A 19,299-nucleotide genomic window follows, 5' to 3' on the forward strand; every position below is an offset into this window, starting at 1 on the left:
TGCGCCCGTTCCTGTTCATGCCGGCTTACGGGGACGTGGGCCGGCGGCTCGTTACGAAAGTTGTCATGTCCTTTCCCCTTACCCGGCAAGCGGCCATCGCGTCGCTGGCACTGGCCGTTGCCGCACCTGCCGTCGAAGCACAAACCCAGGCTGCCGTACTGAATTCCGTGCTGATCACCGCCACCCGCACGCCGCAAGCAGCACGCGACATCATCAGCGACACGCTCAGCATCGGCCCAGAGGAAATCGCGCGCAGCGGCGCCGGCTCCATCACCGAACTGCTGCAGCGCCAGCGCGGCATCGAAGTGAGCCGCAACGGCGGACCGGGCACCAATGCCAGCGTGTTCCTGCGCGGCTCCAACGGCAACCAGGTCATCGTCCTGATCGACGGCGTACGCATCGGCTCCGCCAGCAGCGGCGCGGCCGCCTGGAATGCCATTCCGCTGTCCGCCGTCGACCATATCGAAGTCGTGTACGGCCCGTTGAGCACCCTGTACGGCGCCGATGCCATCGGCGGCGTGGTGCAGATCTTCACGAAGAATGGCCACGGCAGCCCGGCGATCGATGCTGGCGTATTGGCAGGCACTTACGGCACCCGATCCGGCACCGCAGGCATTGCCGGCAGCGCCGGCGCCTTCAACTATGCCCTCAGCGCGGGCAAGGAACGCTCCGGCGGCTTCTCCGCCACACTGCCGGCCAGCTCCAGCTACAACAGCGATGACGACGGCTACGACCGCAAGCACGCCAACGGCCAACTGGCCTGGCAGGTCGCGCCCGGCCACGAGCTGGGCGTGCAGTTCCTGCATAGCGACCAGGAAGCGGATTACGATAGCGGCACCAAGGTGCGCGCCTGGAGCACGCAGAAGCTCGACACCGCCGCGCTTTACTCGCGCAACCGCCTGAGCGACGCCTGGCAGATGACGACGCAAGCCGCGCAATCGCGCGACAAGTCCGGCAGCTTTGCCGCCACCGCCAGCCAGATCGATACCAAGCAGACCCAGTTCAGTTGGCAGAACGATATCGCGCTGGGCACCGACAGCCTGCAGCTGCTGGCCGAACACCGCAAGGAAGAAATCGAATCCAACACCGCCGCCCTGGTGCGTGAGCGCAGCACCACTTCCTGGGCCGCCAGCTACAACATGAAGCGCGGCGACCACCTGCTGGCCGCCGCAGCCCGAAACGACGACAGCTCGCCGTATGGTTCGAAGAGTACCGGCTCGCTGGGCTACGGCTACCGCATCACGCCGGGCCTGCGCGTCAACGCCAGCTACGGCACCAGCTTCCGCGCGCCGACGTTCAATGAGCTGTACTACCCCGGCTACGGCCTGCCGGCCAATCGCCCGGAAGAAGGCCGCAACCGCGAAATAGGCGTCCACTTCGAACAGGGCGGCACAGCGCTGGGCGCCGTGGCATACCGCAACAAGCTGACCGACCTGCTGGTGAACATCGCCCCTTGTCCGCTGCCCGGCTTCCGCTTTGGCTGCGCCTACAACGTCAACCAGGCCACGCTGGAAGGCATCTCCCTGTCGGCACGCCAGCAGCTGGGCAGCAATTTCACGCTGTCCGCGAGCGCCGACCTGCAGAACCCGCAGGACGACGTCAGCGGCAAGCTGCTGGTGCGCCGCGCCAAGCGCCACGGCAACCTAGCGCTGGAATATACTGCGGGCAGCCTGAGTACCGGCGCCGAGTGGCAGCTTTCCGGCTACCGTTTCGACGATACGGCCAACCGCAACCGCCTGGGCGGCTACGGCTTGCTGAACCTGTATGCGGCCTGGGAATTCGACCGTTCCTGGACTGCCACCCTGCGCTGGAACAACGTGGCCGGCAAACACTATGAACTGGCGCGCAATTACGCCACCGCCGGTTCCACCGTGTATGCTGGCCTGCGCTTCAGCTACAAATAAATGAGATAAGCTGCCCGCTATGCATCCACTTTCCGCCAACCTGCGCATGCGCGCCGTCACCGTCATCATCCTGCTGGTGCTGTTATCGCTGGCCAGCCTGGTTGCCGCCGGCATGATCGGTTCGGTCAGCATTCCGCTGGCCGACATGCCTGGCGCGCTGCGGGAGTTCATCAGCGGGCAGCCTGCCTCATTGCCCGGCCACCTGCTAGGCCTGCGCGCCGAACGCGCGGCGACGGCTTTCGTGACCGGCGCCTCCCTGTCGCTGGCCGGCGTGATGATGCAGGCCTTGCTGCGCAATCCGCTGGCCGATCCTTATGTGCTGGGCATTTCGTCCGGCGCATCGGTGGGGGCACTGGCGGCATTACTGTTCATGTGCGCGGCGTGGATGGTGGATGCCGCCTCCTTCGCCGGCGCGGTCGTGGTATCGATGATGCTGTACTTCCTGGCGCGGCGCGACCTGCGCGGCGGCACCGCCGCGGAAGGCGGCACTGCCCTGCTGCTATTGACCGGGGTGATCCTGTCTTCGGGCTGCATCGCCCTGGTCACCCTGATGCTGTCGATTGCGCCGGAAAGCCGCCTGCGCACCATGGTTTTCTGGCTGATCGGCGACCTGTCCGGTTCCCCGATCCGCTGGCTGCCGTGGATTGTGCTGGCCGGCGGGATGGCGTTCGCCCTGCGCGCTGCACGTTCGCTGAACGTGATGGCGCTGCATGCGGAAGCGGCAGCCACCCTGGGCATCCGCGTGAGCGCGCTGCGCAAGGGCCTGTTCTTCTGTTCCGGCCTGCTGACCGCCAGTGCTGTAACAACGGCGGGCAGCATCGGCTTCGTCGGCCTGATCGTGCCGCACGCTTGCCGGTTCGCCTTCGGCCCCGACCATCGCCTGCTGGTGCCAAGCGCCGCGCTGGTCGGCGGCGCCTACCTGGTGCTGGCCGATACTGTGGCGCGTACCATCATCGCGCCGCAGCAACTGCCTGCGGGCGTGGTCACTGCGCTGGTGGGCACGCCGGTCTTCCTGTACCAACTGCACCGGCTGAGGAAATAAGATGATCGGCACCCATCAACTACGCCTTGCCATGGGCAAGCGCACCCTGGTCGACAGGCTGGACTGGCAGGTCGGCGACGGCGAATGCTGGAGCGTGATCGGCCGCAACGGCGCCGGCAAGAGCACCCTGCTGCGCACCCTGGCCGGACTGCGCCAGCCGGAAGCCGGCCATGTCAGTATCGACCGCCGCGCACTTGGCGAATGGCCGCTGCAGGAACTGGCGCTCAAGCGCGCCTTCCTGGCGCAGGCCCGCAGCGATGCCTTCTCGTACTCCGTGATCGAAACCGTGCTGTCGGCGCGCCATCCCTACCACGACAACCGGTATTGGGAAAACAGCGACGACCACCAGGCCGCCATTGCCGCCCTGGCCGCAATGGAAGTCGACCACCTGGCGGCACGCGACGTGCGCACGCTGTCCGGCGGTGAGCGCCAGCGCGTGGCCATCGCCGCCATGCTGGCGCAGGATACGCCGCTGCTGCTGCTCGACGAACCGGCCAACGCGCTGGACCTTGCGCACCAGGTCAGCGTGATGTCGCTGCTGTCCAGGCTTTGCCGGGAGCAGCGCAAGACCGTGGTGATGGTTGGCCATGACCTGACGCTGGCGCACAGCGTCTCTTCCCACGCACTGCTGCTGATGGGCGACGGGCGCTGGCTGGCGGGCCCGGTCGAGGAAGTGATGCAGCCCGCTGTCCTCAGCGAATACCTCGACCATCCAATCGAAACCGTCCGCCACGGCGAACGCACCATCTTCATTCCCGGGAGCCCCCAATGAGCGATATCAACGACCGCCACCGCGACCGCATGGCGCGCAAGAAGGCCATTATCGACGCCAAGATCGCGGCAGCCGACAAGAACATCGGCGTCCTGATCGTCAACACCGGCAATGGCAAGGGCAAGAGCTCGAGCGGCTTCGGCATGGCGATGCGTGCCATGGGGCACGGCATGAAAGTGGGCGTGGTGCAGTTCATCAAGGGCGCCATGTCGACCGGCGAAGAACAGTTCCTGCGCCGTTTTCCTGAAGAGTGCAGCTTCCACGCCATGGGCGAAGGCTATACCTGGGAAACGCAGAACCGCGAGCGCGATATTGAAAAGGCGCAGCAGGCCTGGCAGCAGGCGCGCGCCTTCCTGCGCGATCCATCCTACGGCATGGTGGTGCTGGATGAACTGAACATCGCCCTGAAGTACCGCTACCTGGACGTGCACGACGTGATTGCCGACCTGCTGGATCGTCCGGAGATGCAGCATGCGGTGGTTACCGGCCGCGCCGCGCCGCAGGAACTGATCGACGTCGCGGATACCGTCACTGAAATGACCGTGGTCAAGCACGCGTTCAAGGCCGGCATCGCAGCGCAGCCGGGCACGGAATGGTAGCCCGCGCCGTCCTCATTGCAGCCGCCGCATCCGGCCAGGGCAAGACCACTGTCACGGCAGCGCTGGCGCGCAAGCTGGCGAGCGCCGGGCGCCGCGTGCGGGTCTTCAAGTGCGGACCGGATTTCATCGACCCGATGGTGCTGGCGCGCGCTTGCGGCTCGCCGGTCGAATCGCTCGACCTGTGGATGGTGGGCGCTGAACGCTGCCGCGCCCTGCTGGCCGAGGCGGCGGAGCAGGCCGATGCGATCCTGGTCGAAGGTGTAATGGGCCTTTACGATGGCACGCCTTCCGCCGCCGACCTGTCGCGCGAATTCGGCTTGCCGGTATTGGCCGTGATCGATGCCGGGGCCATGGCGCAAACAGCCGGGGCGTTGGTGCACGGCTTGCGCGATTATGGGCCGGTGGCCATGGCTGGCGTGGTGGCGAACCGCATCGCCAGCGCTGGACATGCGGCCATGGTCGCGGCCTCCCTGCGCGACATCCCTCTGCTGGGCACCCTGCCCAAGCAGGCCGCATCGCTGCCCGAGCGGCATCTGGGTCTTGTATTGCCGGACGAAGTCGCCGGCCTCGATGCATTGCTCGACACGCTGGCGGACCAGCTGACGCTCGATCTCGCAGCCTGGGACGCCTTGCCAATCATTTCCATTGCGGCTGGCGCCGACGCTGCTGCCGGCAACGGCGCGCCAGGACGGCCTCTTGAAGGCTCCCGCATTGCCATCGCACGCGACGCGGCCTTCATGTTCCTCTACCCGGCCAACCTGTCGACGCTGGAAGCGCTCGGCGCGCAGCTCGACTACTTTTCGCCGCTGGCCGACGAGCCGGTGCCGCGCGAAGCCACGGCCGTTTACCTGCCTGGCGGCTATCCCGAACTGCACGCCGCAGCGCTCTCCGCCGGACAGCGCTGGCAGGCATCGCTGCGCGCCGCGCATGCCGACGGCCTGCCCATCGTCGCCGAGTGCGGCGGCATGATGGGGCTCGCAGACTCGCTGCAGGACAAGGAAGGCAAGGAGTGGCCGATGGCCGGCCTGTTGCCCGGCAAGGTCGCCATGCAGGCCCGCCTTGCCGGCCTGGGAGCGCAAGCGATGCCTACCGCGCAGGGCTCGCTGCGCGGCCATACCTTCCATTACTCGCGCCTGGAGACCTCGGTGCCCGCCGCCGCGACGACGCAAAAGCATCCAGGCGGCGCCGCGGGCGAAGCCGTTTACCGCGTGGGTTCGCTGCAAGCGTCCTACTTTCACGGCTATTTCCCGTCCAACCCGGCCGCGGTGGCGGCCCTATTCTTGCGGAGCGCTGCATGACACGCACACTGGTCTTTGGCGGCGCCCGTTCCGGCAAGAGCGTCCACGCCGAGCAGCTTGCGGCGGCTTCCGGCAAGGAGGTGGTCTACATTGCCACAGCCGCAGCGGGCGATGCCGAAATGTCGGCCCGTATCGCCCAACATCGCGCGCAGCGGCCCCAACACTGGCGCACCGTCGAAGAGCCGGTCGCACTTGCTGCCGCATTGGCCGAATGGCGGGCGGCGCACCGCCTGGTGCTGGTCGATTGCCTGACGTTATGGCTGTCCAATCTGATGTTCAGCGACGGCACGCAATACCCGGAAGTCGGCACGATCGAGCTTCCGGCGTGCTTCCACGAACAGCGCGCGGCCCTGCTCGGCGAGTTGGCGGTCGAGCGCGGCGAGGTCGTGCTGGTGTCGAATGAAGTCGGCATGGGCATCGTGCCCTGGGGCGCCGTCTCGCGCAGCTATGCCGACGAAGCCGGCCGCCTGAACCAGTCGGTTGCCGCCGTCTGCGACCGGGTCGTCTTTGTCGCGGCGGGCCTGCCGCTGATGCTGAAAGGCGCCTGATGCTGCTGGCTGGCCTGGACTGGACCACATTCGCTGCCGCACTGCTGGCTGGCGTGCTGCTCGACGCCATCCTCGGCGAAGTCTCGCGCCTGCATCCGCTGGTCGGCTTCGGCCGCCTGGCCAACGCAATCGAGGCGCGCCTGAACCGCCCCCGCGCCGCGGCCCCGGCTGCACCCATCGCCCGTTTCGCGCGCGGCGCACTTGCCTGGGCACTCGCCGTACTGCCGCTCACACTGCTGGCAGGATGGACCTTCGCACAGCCGCTGCCCGCCGCAGCACAGGCGGCCCTGCACGCCACCCTGCTGTACTTCTGCCTTGGCCTGCGCAGCCTGCGCGACCACATGCTCCCGATCGGCCGGGCCCTGCAATCCAAGGACCTGCCGGCCGCCCGCGCCCTGACCGCCCGCATCGTCAGCCGCGACACCGAACAGGCCACCGTTTCCGAACTCGCCAAGGCCGCCACCGAATCAACGCTGGAGAACGGCAATGACGCCGTCTTCGGCACCCTGTTCTGGTTCGCCATCGCCGGCGGGCCCGGCGCCCTGCTGTTCCGCCTCGCAAACACGCTCGACGCCATGTGGGGCTATCGCACTGAACGTTTCAACCTGTTCGGCCGCAGCGCGGCCCGCATCGACGATGCGCTCAACTATCTGCCGGCGCGCCTGACCGCCATGAGCTACGCCCTGCTGGCGCCCGGCGCCGGAAGCACGCGCCGCGCATTGGCCTGCTGGCGCAAGCAGGCTCCGGCCTGGAGCAGTCCCAACGCGGGGCCGGTCATGTCTACTGGAGCCGGCGCGCTCGGCCTGCAACTGGGCGGGGCAGCAAGCTATGGCGGCCAGGCCGAACAGCGCCCGCCGCTCGGCGAGGGCGCTGAAGCGTCTGCCGCCGACATTACGCGCGCCTGGCGCCTGGTGCGCAATACAAGCGGGCTATGGATTGCCGTCATGCTCGCCATCGCCTATGGAGTACATCATGCTTGAACACGGCGGCAAGCTGCGCGAAGCAGCGCAACGCTACGGCCGCAACGACTGGCTGGACTTGTCGACCGGCCTGAATCCGGGCGGCTATCCAGCGCCAGCCTTGGCCTCCGACGCCTGGCATCGACTGCCCGAGAACGACCCGGCCCTGCTGCAAGCCGCACAGTGCTACTACCGCGCACCGCGCATGCTGGCAGTCGCGGGAACACAGGCGGCAATCCAGGCCCTGCCCCGCCTGCGCGCGCCATCGCGCGTGGTGGTCGCCAGCCCAAGCTATGCCGAGCACCTGCATCATTGGTCGCAGCATGGCCACCGCACCAGCCCAGTTCCTTACAGCGAACTTGACGCCGCCGTGGCCACGGCCGACGTTGTGGTGGTCTGCAACCCGAACAACCCTACCGGCGCCTTCGTACCGCGCGCAACCCTGCTCCGGTGGGCGGAAGCGCTGGCAACTCGCGGCGGCTGGCTGGTCGTCGACGAGGCCTTCGCCGACACCGATGGCGCCCACAGCCTTGCCGACGCCACGCAGGCCGCTGGCCTGGTCGTGCTACGCTCCGTCGGCAAGTTCTTCGGCCTGGCAGGCTTGCGCCTCGGCTTCGTCGCGGCGCGCGACGACATCCTCGCGCCGCTGGCCGACATGCTCGGCCCCTGGGCAGTCAGCGGACCGGCGCAGCAAGTCGCGCGCGCCGCGCTGGAGGACAGCGCATGGCAGGGCGCCGCGCAGGAAAAGCTGCACGCTGCCGGCACCCGGCTGCGCGCGCTGCTGGCCAGCCACGGCATCGCCAGCAACGGCACCTCGCTGTTTCAATGGTGGCCTGAACCGCTTGCCGAAGAATTCCACGACCACATGGCGCGCCGCGGCATCTGGGTACGCCTGTTCCGCGAAGCGGCGCGCGGCATCCGCCTCGGCCTGCCGTCCGACGAGGCAGGCTGGCAGCGCCTTGAACTGGCATTGAACGAATGGACGAACCGATGAAAAGTTACCTGCTGATCTCCGCACTGTGCGCCGCCCAACTGCAGGCGCACGCCGCCATCACCGTCAACGACGATGACGGCAAGCCGGTCACCCTGCAAAAGCCGGCGCAGCGCGTCGTCGCACTGGCGCCGCACGTCACGGAACTGCTATTCGCAGCCGGCGGCGCCGAAAAAATCGTGGGTGCGGTCAGCTACAGCGACTATCCCGAAGCCGCCAAGCAGATTCCCCGCGTCGGCGACAATCGCCAGGTCGACATGGAGCGCCTGCTGGCGATGAAGCCGGACCTGCTGGTGGTCTGGCGCCACGGCACCTCCGAGCGCCAGATCGACCAGCTGCGCCAGCTCGGCATCCCGATGTTCCACAGCGAGCCGAAAAAACTGGACCAGATCGCCGACAACCTGGAAAAGATGGGCAGGCTGCTTGGCACCGAGCCCGCCGCCAACGCGGCAGCGAAGGAACTGCGCCAGAAGCTGGCTGCCCTGCGCGCGCAATATGCGGCGCGTCCGCCGGTGCGCACCTTCTACCAGGTATGGGACAAGCCGCTCTACACACTGAACGGCGAACACATCGTCAGCGACGCACTGAAAGCATGCGGCGGCCAGAACATCTTCGCCGACCAGAAGGTCACGGCGCCGGTAGTCAGCGTGGAGGCCGTGCTGCAAGCCGATCCCGAAGCAGTCTTCGCCACGGCGGAAAAGGACTATGGCGGGGTCGGCCTGTGGCGCCCTTACAAGACGCTCAAGGCGACCAGGCAGGACAACCTGTTCACGATCGACGGCAGCCTGCTCAATCGCGCCGGTCCGCGCATGATCGCCGGCACCGCAGTGCTGTGCGAAAAGCTGGAAGAAGCGCGCAAGCACCGTCCTGCAAAATGAGCTTCCCTTACCGTACCCTGATGGTCCAGGGCACCACGTCCGACGCCGGCAAGAGCACCATTGTCGCGGCCCTGTGCCGCCTGCTGAAACAGCGCGGCGTGCGCGTCGCGCCCTTCAAGCCGCAGAACATGGCGCTCAATAGCGCGGTCACCGTCGACGGCGGCGAAATCGGACGCGCCCAGGCGCTGCAGGCGATTGCCGCCGGCATTCCGTCGCACACCGACATGAATCCCGTGCTGCTCAAGCCAAGCAGCGATATCGGCGCCCAGGTCATCATCCACGGCAAGGTGCGCGGCGACATGAATGCGCGCGACTACCACCAGTACAAGACCGTCGCCATGGCGGCCGTCCTGGAATCCCACCAGCGGTTGTCGGCACAGTATGAGACCGTGGTGGTGGAAGGCGCCGGCAGCCCGGCGGAAATCAACCTGCGCGACCGCGATATCGCCAACATGGGCTTCGCGGAAGCCGTCGACTGCCCCGTCATCCTGTGCGCCGACATCGACCGCGGCGGCGTGTTCGCCCACATTGTGGGCACCCTGTCCTGCCTGTCGGAGAGCGAACGCCGTCGCATCATCGGCTTCGTCATCAACCGCTTCCGCGGCGACATCAAGCTGCTGGAGCCCGGCCTGGACTGGCTGGAACAACAAACCGGCAAGCCGGTGCTGGCAGTGCTGCCCTACCTGCATGGCCTGTACCTGGATGCCGAAGACGCGGTGCAGGCCGTGCAGGCCGAGCGCGGCGCCTTCCGCGTGGTGGTGCCAAGCCTGCCGCGCATGAGCAACCATACCGACTTCGATGCGCTGCGCGCCCACCCCGGCGTCGACCTGCGCTTTGTACGCAAGGGCGAAGCAATCCCGCCTGCCGACCTGCTCATCCTCCCGGGAAGCAAGAACACGCGCGACGACCTGGCCGCGCTGAAGGAAGGCGGCTGGCCGCAGGCGATCGCACGCCACCTGCGCTATGGCGGCAAGGTGATCGGCATTTGCGGCGGCTTCCAGATGCTGGGCACCCAGGTGGACGATCCGCACGGCGTGGAAGGCCGGGCCGGCAGCGAGACCGGCCTGGGCTTGCTGGACATGCGAACGGAGCTCACGCGCCACAAACGCCTGGCGCAAGTCTCCGGCCAATGCGCCTTCAACGCTGCGCCGGTCAGCGGCTACGAGATCCACATGGGCGTGTCGCACGGCCCCGCACTGGCGCAACCAGCCTTCTTTATCGACGGCCGGCCGGAAGGCGCCGTCTCGTCCGACGCCCAGGTGCTCGGCACCTACCTGCACGGGCTGTTCGACCACCCGCAAGCCGGCCGCGCCTTGCTGCACTGGGCCGGCCTGGCAACGCAGCACACCGTCGATACCAACGCCTTGCGCGAAGCTAGCCTGGATCGGCTGGCTGCCGCCTGCGAACCGCTGCTGGAGGCGCTGCTCAAGACGGCGTAGGAATTGCTTTATTTGCAAACACTTACAAGATTGGCTAACATCGTCCTGTTGAGTAACCGGATTTCAAGTCAAGGCCCGCACTACAGTGAAGCTGATTCGGAAAAGCAGCCTGGTTCGCAGGCAAAAAGACGCCACCATCCATTGCGAGATTGAGCTCTGCGAAGCGGCGGGCGCAGTGGCAGGATCTCCTGGCCGCTACCTGGTCAACCTGCGCCAGGGCCGCACCGGCGAAGAGTGGCGCGAAAGCACGCGCACTCCGCAGCCGGTCGACTGGCAAGCCGCCGAAACCCTGTTTGAACTGGCGCTGATCGAACGCGCTGCGCAAGGTTTCGTCGACCCGGCAACCGCGCCCGAACCGGCCCTGCCGCAAAACGCAGCGTCCGTTCCAGCCCCGGCGCAAACGCCATCCGATCCTGCCGCCGTCGCGCTGCTGCAGCAACTGCAAGCGGGAAACTGGAAAAAGCTGGACCAGCACCACCGCAACCGGGTCATCTGGCGCATCGGCGAACGCCGCCTGCGCGGCGCCGTCCCCGCCATGGTCGACCTGATAGCGCGCGGCGACGTCATGCAGGATTACTGCCTGGCCTGGGCGATCGGCCGCTGCGGCGATGCCGGAGCCGCCGTCGCCATGCAGGAGCTGCACGCGCGCGGCCGCAGCGATGCCGTGCGCCGCATCGCCCTGCAAGCCTGGCTGATGCTGGCCGACGGCGCCGCACTGCAGGCGCACGCGGCCCGCTTGCTGGCCGACTGGCCGGCAGTCCTGCGCAACGCCTGGGACCAGCAGGATGAAGAAAAACTTCTGTCGATTGCCGCCGGCGACGACGAGTGGCAAGGCCTGTCGAAGTCGGACTGGCTGGAGCAGTTGCACCAGGTGGCCCTCAGCCAGCCGATGGCGCGCCGCCTGCTGCGCACCCACCTGAAGCGGATGCGCCTGCGCGCCGGGACTTTCCGTGCCGTGCGCCATATCTACAAGGCAGCCGAGATGGCCGGCGATGCCGAGCTGTGGGGCCTGATCCAGCAGCGCTTTGACACCGATACCCATACCAGCAGCAGCCAGTGGATTTATGTGCGCCGCGCCTACGTCAAGTACGCGGAGGAAGCCTCGCGTCCCGACAGCAAAGTGGCTTACGGCCTGCGCACGCGCGACTACCTGCGCCGCCGCGGCTGGCGCACATTGCGCCGGCTTGCGGAGGACGGCGACGCGGCCTACGTCCGCATGGCGCTCGGGGTCCTGGCTGCGATGGATGACAGCGACGCCGGCCAGGCAAGCGCCCGCGGTGGCCGTTTCTACGACAGCTACAGCTACTGGATGGTCTTCAACCGCATGCTGCGCGCGCGCGGCCATTGGCTTAGCAACCGCCCGGGCACGAGCTGGTACCAGCCGCACCCGATCCAGCCCGACGACAGGCGCCAGGAAGCCTTCCCCGAGCTGTGGGATGCGCAGCCGCAGGCCTTGCTCTCGCTGATGCAGCAAAGCCGCTGCGCCGGCGTGCACGAATTCGCGGCGCGCGCGCTGGCCGACAACAAGGCCTTCTGCGCCGCCCTGGAGCCGGACGTGATCCGCGAGCTGTTGCGCAGCCCCTACCTGTCGACGGCACGCTTTGCCTTCCAGGTGGCGCGCCAGCGCTTCGAACCGGGCATTCCGCCAACCGAGTGGCTGCTGCTCCTGATCCAGTGCACCTTGCCGGAAGCGACCCAATACGCGCTGGACTGCATCGTGCGCGACCCGCTGAACTACGCTGCCGACCCGCTGCTGGTCGCGACCATCGCCTGCGCTCCGCTGGAGGCGGTACGCCGCCAGGGCCGCATGTTGTGCCAGGTCGCTGCGACCTTGCCAGGCCAGGCTCCGGCCATTGTCATGCAACTGCTTGACTGGCTGGACAACTGCGCCGACATCGACGATGCGCGCAACGCCGTGCCGCCGATTGGAGCCGACCTGCATTGGCTGATCGAGAATCCGCTGCGCGATGCCGCGGCAGGCGCACCGTACGAACGCCTGCTGCAACTGCTTGGCCACGCGCTGGCTGCGGTGCGGCTCCTGGCCTGCCAATGGCTGATCTTGCATCCCGCGCCCACCGGCATGCTGCCCGGCTCCAGGCTGGCCATGCTGCTGAAGGATGAAGATGCCGAAGTGCGCGGCGCAGCGGTACGCCTGTTCGGCACGCTGCCGGACCAGGTGCTATGCGCGCAGTCGGAGCTGATCATCGCCTTTGCCACCAGCGCCGAGGCAAGCGTACGGCGCGGCGTCGATCCGGTCATCCAGCGCCTGAGCGTCGCCGATGCCGGCTTCCGCCAGGCGCTGCTGGCCGGCCTGCTCGACGCGCTGTTCCGCAGCGAAACCGGCGAAGGCATGCATGCCGACCTGGTGGCCTGGGTCACCGGTCCCCTGAAGGATGAGGAACAACTGGCCGATACCGCCTTGCTGGCGCGCCTGCTGGCTGCGCGCAGCAAAGGCGCCCAGCTGCTCGGTGCGCGCCTGCTGCCCGGCTTCCGCCCCGAACAGTTTGACGTCGCGGCCTGGGCCGCTTTCGGGCGCAACCCCACGGCCAGCGTGCGGCAATGGGCTTTCCAGGCTTATCGTTCCGCTCCTCAGCGCGTACGCAGCCAGATGGAGGCGGCGCTGCGCATTTTCGACAGCCGCTTCGACGACAGCCGCGAGTTCGCCTCGGCCTTCTTTACCGAGGCCTGCACCCGCGACGACTGGACGCCGCTGCTGCTGGTAAACCTGTGCGACCACCAGGACCCGGCGGCGCAACGCTTCGGCCGCGCCATGATCACCAGGCATTTCGACGTCGGCGACGTGACCGAGCTGCTGGATAAGCTGAGCCAGCACCCTTCCGCCAATATGCAGCTGTTCGTCAGCTCCTGGCTGGAAAGCGCCTGCGCCGGCGACGTGCACAAGCTGCAGCGCATGGAACCTTACTTCCTCAGCGTGCTGTCGCAAGTGAATCGCGGCCGCGTCGTGAAAAGCCGCGTGCAGGCGTTCCTGCGCGCGCAGGCCGAACTGTCGGAGGAAATCGCCGCCTTTGTGGCCAGGGTATTTGCACGCCAGGTGCTGACAGTCGCCATCGCCGACAAGGCGCAATACATCGAAGGCCTGCGCACCATCCAGCAGCGTTATCCCGGGCTGCCGGCAGCCATCACGATCCATACGCCAGCAGCCATCGCCGGCCGGGGAAGCAAGACATGAGATTCCAGTACCGCTACTACGGCGAGACCTACGTCAGCAACAGCGCCGCGTCGACCGATATGCGCTTCGTGCCGGATACCCTGCGCGCACCGACCCACTTCGTCGCCGACATCAACAAGCACATTCCTTTCCGCGAGGCGATCTCCGCCCTGCACGATGTCGTGGTCGCCGACCAGCGCTACCAGCCCAAGGACAAGACAGCCTACAAGGAATGGGTAGCGCAAAACGAAGGCATGATGCTGGCGCAGTTCCAGGCCCGCGGCAGCGAGCTGAAAGAGCAGTTGCAGCCGCTGCAAGCTGAAATACGTGCGCTGCGCGAGCGCAAGTCGAAGCTGATGAAGCCCTTCTACGATGCGCAAGCGCGGTACTACAACTACCTGTACCAGACCAACCGCGAACTGTGGATCGCGCTCGACCCGGTCATTACCGTGCATCCGGACCGCGTGTTCTTCGAGTGCTTCAGCCGCGACGAATCGAGCTACGCCTCGCTCAGTTGTAGCCACAATGTGTTCGACCACATCGGCGACTTCGCCTGCGGCACCACCAATATCGACTACTCGGAAAGCCTGTACGGCGAATTCCAGAAGATCCGCGACTACAAAAGCACCAGGCTGTCGATCGATCCGGGCGGCTTCCAGGTCAAGACCGCCGACGATCCCGAATTCATCGAAGAGAAAATCGACGTGCCCGACACCTGGGTGCGCGGCTTCCTGCAGGTCAGCAGCGCAATGAACATGGTGGCGCGCCGGCTGGACCTGCACCCGATGGACGTGCACAACTTCTGCCTGCAGATGCGGCGCAAGAAGGAGCGCGTCGGTCCGCGCTCGATCCGTTTCGTGCTGGCGCCGGGAGAACCGGTGCGCGCGGTGTTCGAACCTTGGAACGAGGAAGTGGTTTGCCGCCGCTCCATCTATCAGGGCAACGTGGCGGAAGAAGTTCGCGTCTGGGGCCGCCGCCGCCTGATGCTGCTGGAGCGCCTGATTCCCGTCGCCCAGAGCTTCACTGTGCACCTGATGGGCAGCGGCCTGCCAAGCTTCTGGATCGCCAATATGCCCGGCATGCAGTTCACGCTTGGGCTTTCCGGCTGGACCGCCAACGACTGGTCGCATGCCGGCCAGTTCGATTTGCTCGCGCCGCGCGGCGAGATCGACAACGACAGCAAGAAAAAAGTCTTTGCCGCGCTGGGCAAGCGCTGGTTCGCCACCAGCGCCCAGTTGTCGCTCGACACCGGCCTCGATCGCATGCTGGTCGAACGCGCGCTGACCCTGTACACCCAGGCCGGCCGCGTGATCTACGACCTGGTGAATGAAGTCTACCGCCTGCGCGAACTGGCGCGCGAGCCGCTGCCGCTGGACACGCTGCGTTTCGCCAGCCCCGAGGAGGAGGAGGCCCGGAAGCTGGTCGCCCTCCATGCAATGAGCGAACACGCCGTGGAAGCGGTTGCAGACGGCAGCATCCGCCTGAGCGCACAGGCAAAGCAAGGCGACCGCCAGTACCAGGTCATGCTGCGGCTGGATGCCGACGAACGCATCGTCGATGGCGCCTGCCAATGCAACTTCTTCACGTTCAACCGCATGCACAAAGGTCCTTGCGCGCACATGCTCGCGCTGCGCATGTCGCGGCAGCAGGCGGCTTGAGGATGACGATCGATATGAAAAAAGCAAATGAACTGATATACTCGTTCCAGCAAACACGGCGGGATGGCTCTTGCAACCCGAACGGTGGATCGCCGTTCACGTATTCAGCTCTTCCCATGCGCCACTGGCACGCTCTTCACAGTGCCATACTGACACCGGTGCCGCAAGACGGTGTGACTGCCCTGCAGTCCATTCGCAGCACCGGTGTCGTATGGCATCGAGTGGAGCGCCCCAGTCTTAAAGGCTCTTCGATGACAATCCCGCCGTGTCTGCATCTTTCGCGCTCGCCTCGCCAGGAGACCATGCAATGAGCGCCACCGAATCCAGCCCAGTCACCACGCGCGCAGAATTGATGGAGCGCCTGCGTAACAGCTCGCGCCAGGAAGTCGTGCTGGGCGAGATGCAGCGCCTCGGCTTCTGGCCTGCCAATACCGGCGAGCCTACCGAACTGGAAGAAGTCGTCAAGCGTGAAGCTGAACTCAGCAGCGCCCTGCACCGCCTTGGCCAGGAACTGCGCACCATCCAGGACCCGGAACAGGCTCTCAAGGCGATGCGCAAGGAGCGCATGGCCAAAGCGCGGCAACGGCGGGAAGAGACCCGCCAGAAGCGTGCGCGCGAACGTTTTGAACGCGCGACGGCCTGGCATCAGCGCCAGTCCACCGAACTGCTCTACCTGGGCGAAGGCGTTTCCGCCGGCCTGAATCACGCCGAGAGCAATGCCGAAAAACTGGCGCGCTGGTCGCTGCCTGCAATGAACAACGCGAGCGAACTCGCAACCGCCATGGGCATCACGCTGCCCGAGCTGCGCTTCCTGAGTTTCGAGCGCCGCGTATCGCGCATCAGCCACTATCGCCGCTTCGCCATGCCGAAGAAAACCGGCGGCGAACGCATCATCTCTGCGCCGCTGCCGCGCGTGAAGCGCCTGCAGTATTGGGTGCTGGACAACATCCTGGCCAAGGTGCCGCTGCACCCTGCCGCGCATGGGTTCATCCCAGGCCGTTCGATTGTCAGCAATGCCCACCCCCACGTGGGCAAGTCCGTGGTCATCAACCTGGACCTGAAGAATTTTTTCCCGTCCATCAGCCTGCCGCGCATCAAGGGCGTGTTCAGGGAGCTGGGCTACAGCGAACAACTGGCCACCACGCTCGGGCTGGTTTGCACGGAGACGCCCGTTGAAGAAGTCAGCGTGGACGGCGAAAGATTCTTTGTCGCCACCGGCGAGCGCGCCCTGCCCCAGGGCGCTCCGAGCAGCCCGGCGCTGACCAACATCCTGTGCCGGCGTCTCGACGCTCGCGTGCAAAGCTGCGCCGCAAAGCTTGGCTTCACCTACACCCGCTATGCCGACGACCTGACCTTCTCCGGCGATGCCGCCGCGCGCAAGCTGGCCGGCAAGCTGCTATGGCGCGTCAAGCAGATCATTGCCGACGAAGGCTTCACGCCTCACCCGGACAAGCAGCATGTCATGAGCGATGCGCATTGCCAGAGCGTGACCGGCATCGTGGTCAACAAGAAGCTGTCCCTCGACCGCGATACCTTGCGCCGCTTCCGCGCGACCCTGTTCCAGGTCGAAAAAGACGGCCCGGCCGGCAAACAATGGAACGGCAATGAAAACGTGATCGATGCGCTCGAAGGTTACGCGCAGTTCATCAAGATGGTCGACGCCGAGAAAGGGGCACCGTTACTGCAACAGGTGCGGGCAGCCCGCGCGAAATGGACTGCGCAAGCGCCGGCAGCAAGCGCACCTGTCGCCCGCCGCAGCAGCGGCTTCCGCGCTTTGTCGGCGCAAGGCAAGGAACCGTGGGCCGGCTTCTGGCAAGCGGCAATACCGGCTGCGCCCGTGCTGGAGAAAACGCAGGAGCAGTTGACGCAGGCAAAAGCCGCTGCAAGGCAAAAGCCTGCTGCGCCCACAGGCTCTCCTTCGAGGCCGGCGGCAAGGCCGGCTACCACGCCGCAGCCTCCTACGCGCGAAAGCCGCGGGATGTTCACCGGACGTCCATGGGTGGCTATCCTCATCCAGCTCTACTTCGCCACGACCTTGTGCCTGAACTTCCGCACGCCGATTCCATTCGTCGCCGCCGTGGTACTTGCAGTGCTGGCATGGCGAAATTTCAGTGCCGGCTGGCCGCGCTATTTCTTCACCATGTTCGTAGCGGTGATTGCGACGGTCGTGCTGCGGCACGCTTAAGCCGAAAAAAAAACCGCCAGGTCACCCTGGCGGTTCTCATGCAGGGACGCGCAGCTTATTCAGCGACGTCTGCACCCACGTTGATCGCGGCGTAAGCGCGCATGGCCGCCTTGGCCTCAACGCTGCCAACGCCATACAGTTCCTGCGCTGCTGCCACGACTGCTGCACGTGCGTCAGCATAGGTCGAGCCGGAAGTCAGCTTGGTGGTGTTGGCCTTGAACCAGATGCGATATGCCTTGTCGATGCCGATGCCGGTCATGTTCTTCGGGGCCTGGGTCAGGTACTGGGAGTAGTAGTCGCTGGTGGACACCGAGCTCGAACCCATGGCCAGGAAGTAGAACATGCGGTTGTTAGGGCCGCTGCTGTAGTGCGGGTCCAGGCGCTTCAGGGAAGTGCTCCATGCATTCGGGCTCTTGCCGTCCTTGCTTGGCTTGTACAGCCAGCGCAGCGGGGTACCGGTCTTCGAGATTTCCTTGCCCATCATCCAGTCGTTGCCGGCGTTGACAACGCTGCCGGTGCCGCCGTTGCGTGCGTAGGCTTCCACCGCTTCGCCGTTGATGTCGGACGAAGATTCGTTCAGGCCGCCGGACTCGCCGCGGTAGGTCAGGTTGGACGTTGCAGCGGTCACGCCGTGGCCCATTTCGTGGCCGATCACGTCGATCGAACCAAGGCTGTAGAAGCTGGAACCGTCGCCGATGTACATGCACTTGCAGGAATCGGTGTAGAAGGCGTTGTCGTAAGCGGTGCCCACGTGTACGGCGATGTAGGTTGCGGTGTTGTTACCGTCCAGCGACTTCCAGCCCAGCACATTGCTCATGGTGTCGTAGGTGTTCTGCAAGCCCCACAGCGCATTGACGGCAGCGGTCTGGCCGTTGGCGTTGGTGGTGCTGCCGCCGGAAATGTAGTTCTGGCCATCGCCCCAGACGTTGGTGCTGTTGGTGTAGATCACGCCCGGAGTCGGGTTGGAAGTCGAAGCGTGGTTGGCATTGGTGATTGCAGCACCGCCGAACTGGCCGCCGACGCCGCGGGTGGAATCGAGCATCTGGTAGGTGGTACCGGACAGGGTGGTCTGGATCGGCACGTCGCCGTTGTACTGGCTATGGCCGGTGCCGACCACGCTCTGCACCATGCTCCACTGGTCCAGCAGGCTGCCGTCCCTGGCGTTCACGATGGTATTGTGGAAAACGGCTTCCTGTCCCTTGGTCATGCGGGTCTTCACCAGGTAGGCGAGCTGGTAGCTGCCCACCACGTCTTTCACGTCCAGTGCATTCAGGTCGGCTTCGGCCTTGGTTTCGGCGCCGGCAACGCGCACGGTCTTCATGACGGGGAAGATGATCAGTTCAGCGGACGGCGGGTCGATGTGGCTGGCGGCTGCCGGCAGGGTTGCCATTGCCTTGGAAATGGCGGCGCTGCCCGACAGGGTTGGCTTCACGTCGAAGCGCTTGGCAGACAGGCTGGCGCGGCGGTCGGTCACCGATTCGCCAACGATACTGCCGGCCTTGTCGGTCACGATCACGGACTCGGATTCGAAAATGCGCACGCCCTTGTAGGTATGGCTCATGCGGCTGATCGCCTGGCCCGAAGCGCCCGGATGCTGGGAGGCGATGCTGTAGCCGTGGTCAGTATCCAGGCCGAACTTGCCGCGCTCGCCGTTCAGGGTTGCCAGCAGGCGTGCCTTTTCCTGGGCGGAGAATGCGACTGGGCTGGCCATCATGCTGGCGGCGCCAGCCTGTGCTGCTACAAGGGTGATCGCTGCCGCGATCAGGGTCTTGCGAATCTTCATTTTTGCTCCATTAGTCCCGTGATTGTCTTGTGTTTTGTCGTCCGGTTTCTCCGGCTCGAATACCAACACTAGCT

At 66.0% G+C, this 19,299-nt stretch carries 14 protein-coding genes; 13 read left to right on the forward strand and 1 reads right to left on the reverse strand.

All coding sequences use genetic code 11. The features are described 5' to 3' along the window. The first annotated feature begins 65 nt into the window (after positions 1-65). The 13 genes from ACN9MW_RS30750 (at position 66) to ACN9MW_RS30810 (ending at position 17,442) form a co-directional block, all read left to right on the forward strand. Entirely contained in the window at positions 66-1,904 is a 1,839-nt protein-coding gene (locus tag ACN9MW_RS30750) for a TonB-dependent receptor domain-containing protein (RefSeq protein ID WP_426166152.1), read from the forward strand. 19 nt (positions 1,905-1,923) lie between these two features. Next, positions 1,924-2,946 carry a FecCD family ABC transporter permease gene (locus ACN9MW_RS30755; protein ID WP_426166155.1) on the forward strand — a complete coding sequence of 341 codons (1,023 nt, stop codon included), beginning with the start codon at positions 1,924-1,926 and terminating at the stop codon, positions 2,944-2,946. 1 nt (position 2,947) lies between these two features. Next, entirely contained in the window at positions 2,948-3,718 is a 771-nt protein-coding gene (locus ACN9MW_RS30760; RefSeq protein ID WP_426166158.1) for an ABC transporter ATP-binding protein, read from the forward strand. Next, positions 3,715-4,317, forward strand: a complete 603-nt coding sequence (cobO, locus tag ACN9MW_RS30765; RefSeq protein WP_426166161.1) for a cob(I)yrinic acid a,c-diamide adenosyltransferase — start codon at positions 3,715-3,717, stop codon at positions 4,315-4,317. Before ACN9MW_RS30760 ends, cobO begins: the two co-directional genes overlap by 4 nt. Further along, entirely contained in the window at positions 4,311-5,615 is a 1,305-nt protein-coding gene (locus ACN9MW_RS30770; RefSeq protein WP_426166163.1) for a cobyrinate a,c-diamide synthase, read from the forward strand. The genes cobO and ACN9MW_RS30770 overlap by 7 nt, the downstream gene beginning before the upstream one ends. Next, positions 5,612-6,163 carry a bifunctional adenosylcobinamide kinase/adenosylcobinamide-phosphate guanylyltransferase gene (cobU, locus tag ACN9MW_RS30775; RefSeq protein ID WP_426166165.1) on the forward strand — a complete coding sequence of 184 codons (552 nt, stop codon included), beginning with the start codon at positions 5,612-5,614 and terminating at the stop codon, positions 6,161-6,163. The genes ACN9MW_RS30770 and cobU overlap by 4 nt, the downstream gene beginning before the upstream one ends. Before the next feature lie 2 nt (positions 6,164-6,165). Beyond that, positions 6,166-7,143 (forward strand): CobD/CbiB family cobalamin biosynthesis protein, encoded by a 978-nt coding sequence (locus ACN9MW_RS30780; RefSeq protein ID WP_426172345.1) that lies wholly within the window; start codon positions 6,166-6,168, stop codon positions 7,141-7,143. Beyond that, positions 7,136-8,116 (forward strand): threonine-phosphate decarboxylase CobD, encoded by a 981-nt coding sequence (cobD, locus tag ACN9MW_RS30785; protein WP_426166167.1) that lies wholly within the window; start codon positions 7,136-7,138, stop codon positions 8,114-8,116. Before ACN9MW_RS30780 ends, cobD begins: the two co-directional genes overlap by 8 nt. Beyond that, complete coding sequence (locus ACN9MW_RS30790) at positions 8,113-8,991, forward strand: cobalamin-binding protein (protein ID WP_426166170.1); 879 nt, start codon at positions 8,113-8,115, stop codon at positions 8,989-8,991. The genes cobD and ACN9MW_RS30790 overlap by 4 nt, the downstream gene beginning before the upstream one ends. After that, the gene (locus ACN9MW_RS30795; protein ID WP_426166172.1) at positions 8,988-10,430 is read left to right on the forward strand and encodes a cobyric acid synthase; all 1,443 of its coding nucleotides are present in this window, start codon (positions 8,988-8,990) and stop codon (positions 10,428-10,430) included. Before ACN9MW_RS30790 ends, ACN9MW_RS30795 begins: the two co-directional genes overlap by 4 nt. 175 nt (positions 10,431-10,605) lie before the next feature. After that, positions 10,606-13,620 carry a hypothetical protein gene (locus tag ACN9MW_RS30800; protein WP_426166174.1) on the forward strand — a complete coding sequence of 1,005 codons (3,015 nt, stop codon included), beginning with the start codon at positions 10,606-10,608 and terminating at the stop codon, positions 13,618-13,620. Further along, complete coding sequence (locus ACN9MW_RS30805) at positions 13,617-15,257, forward strand: SWIM zinc finger family protein (protein ID WP_426166177.1); 1,641 nt, start codon at positions 13,617-13,619, stop codon at positions 15,255-15,257. Before ACN9MW_RS30800 ends, ACN9MW_RS30805 begins: the two co-directional genes overlap by 4 nt. Positions 15,258-15,564: 307 nt before the next feature. Then, positions 15,565-17,442, forward strand: coding sequence for a reverse transcriptase domain-containing protein (locus ACN9MW_RS30810; RefSeq protein ID WP_426166179.1), 1,878 nt, complete (start codon positions 15,565-15,567; stop codon positions 17,440-17,442). A 55-nt stretch (positions 17,443-17,497) separates the two neighbouring features. Here the strand turns inward: ACN9MW_RS30810 and ACN9MW_RS30815 are convergent, their stop codons facing one another. Continuing rightward, complete coding sequence (locus ACN9MW_RS30815; protein ID WP_426166181.1) at positions 17,498-19,225, reverse strand: M4 family metallopeptidase; 1,728 nt, start codon at positions 19,223-19,225, stop codon at positions 17,498-17,500. Between the last annotated feature and the right edge of the window lie 74 nt (positions 19,226-19,299).

Origin of the sequence: Pseudoduganella sp. R-34, from assembly GCF_049904655.1 — a bacterium.
In the GTDB taxonomy this organism is placed as follows: domain Bacteria; phylum Pseudomonadota; class Gammaproteobacteria; order Burkholderiales; family Burkholderiaceae_D; genus Rugamonas.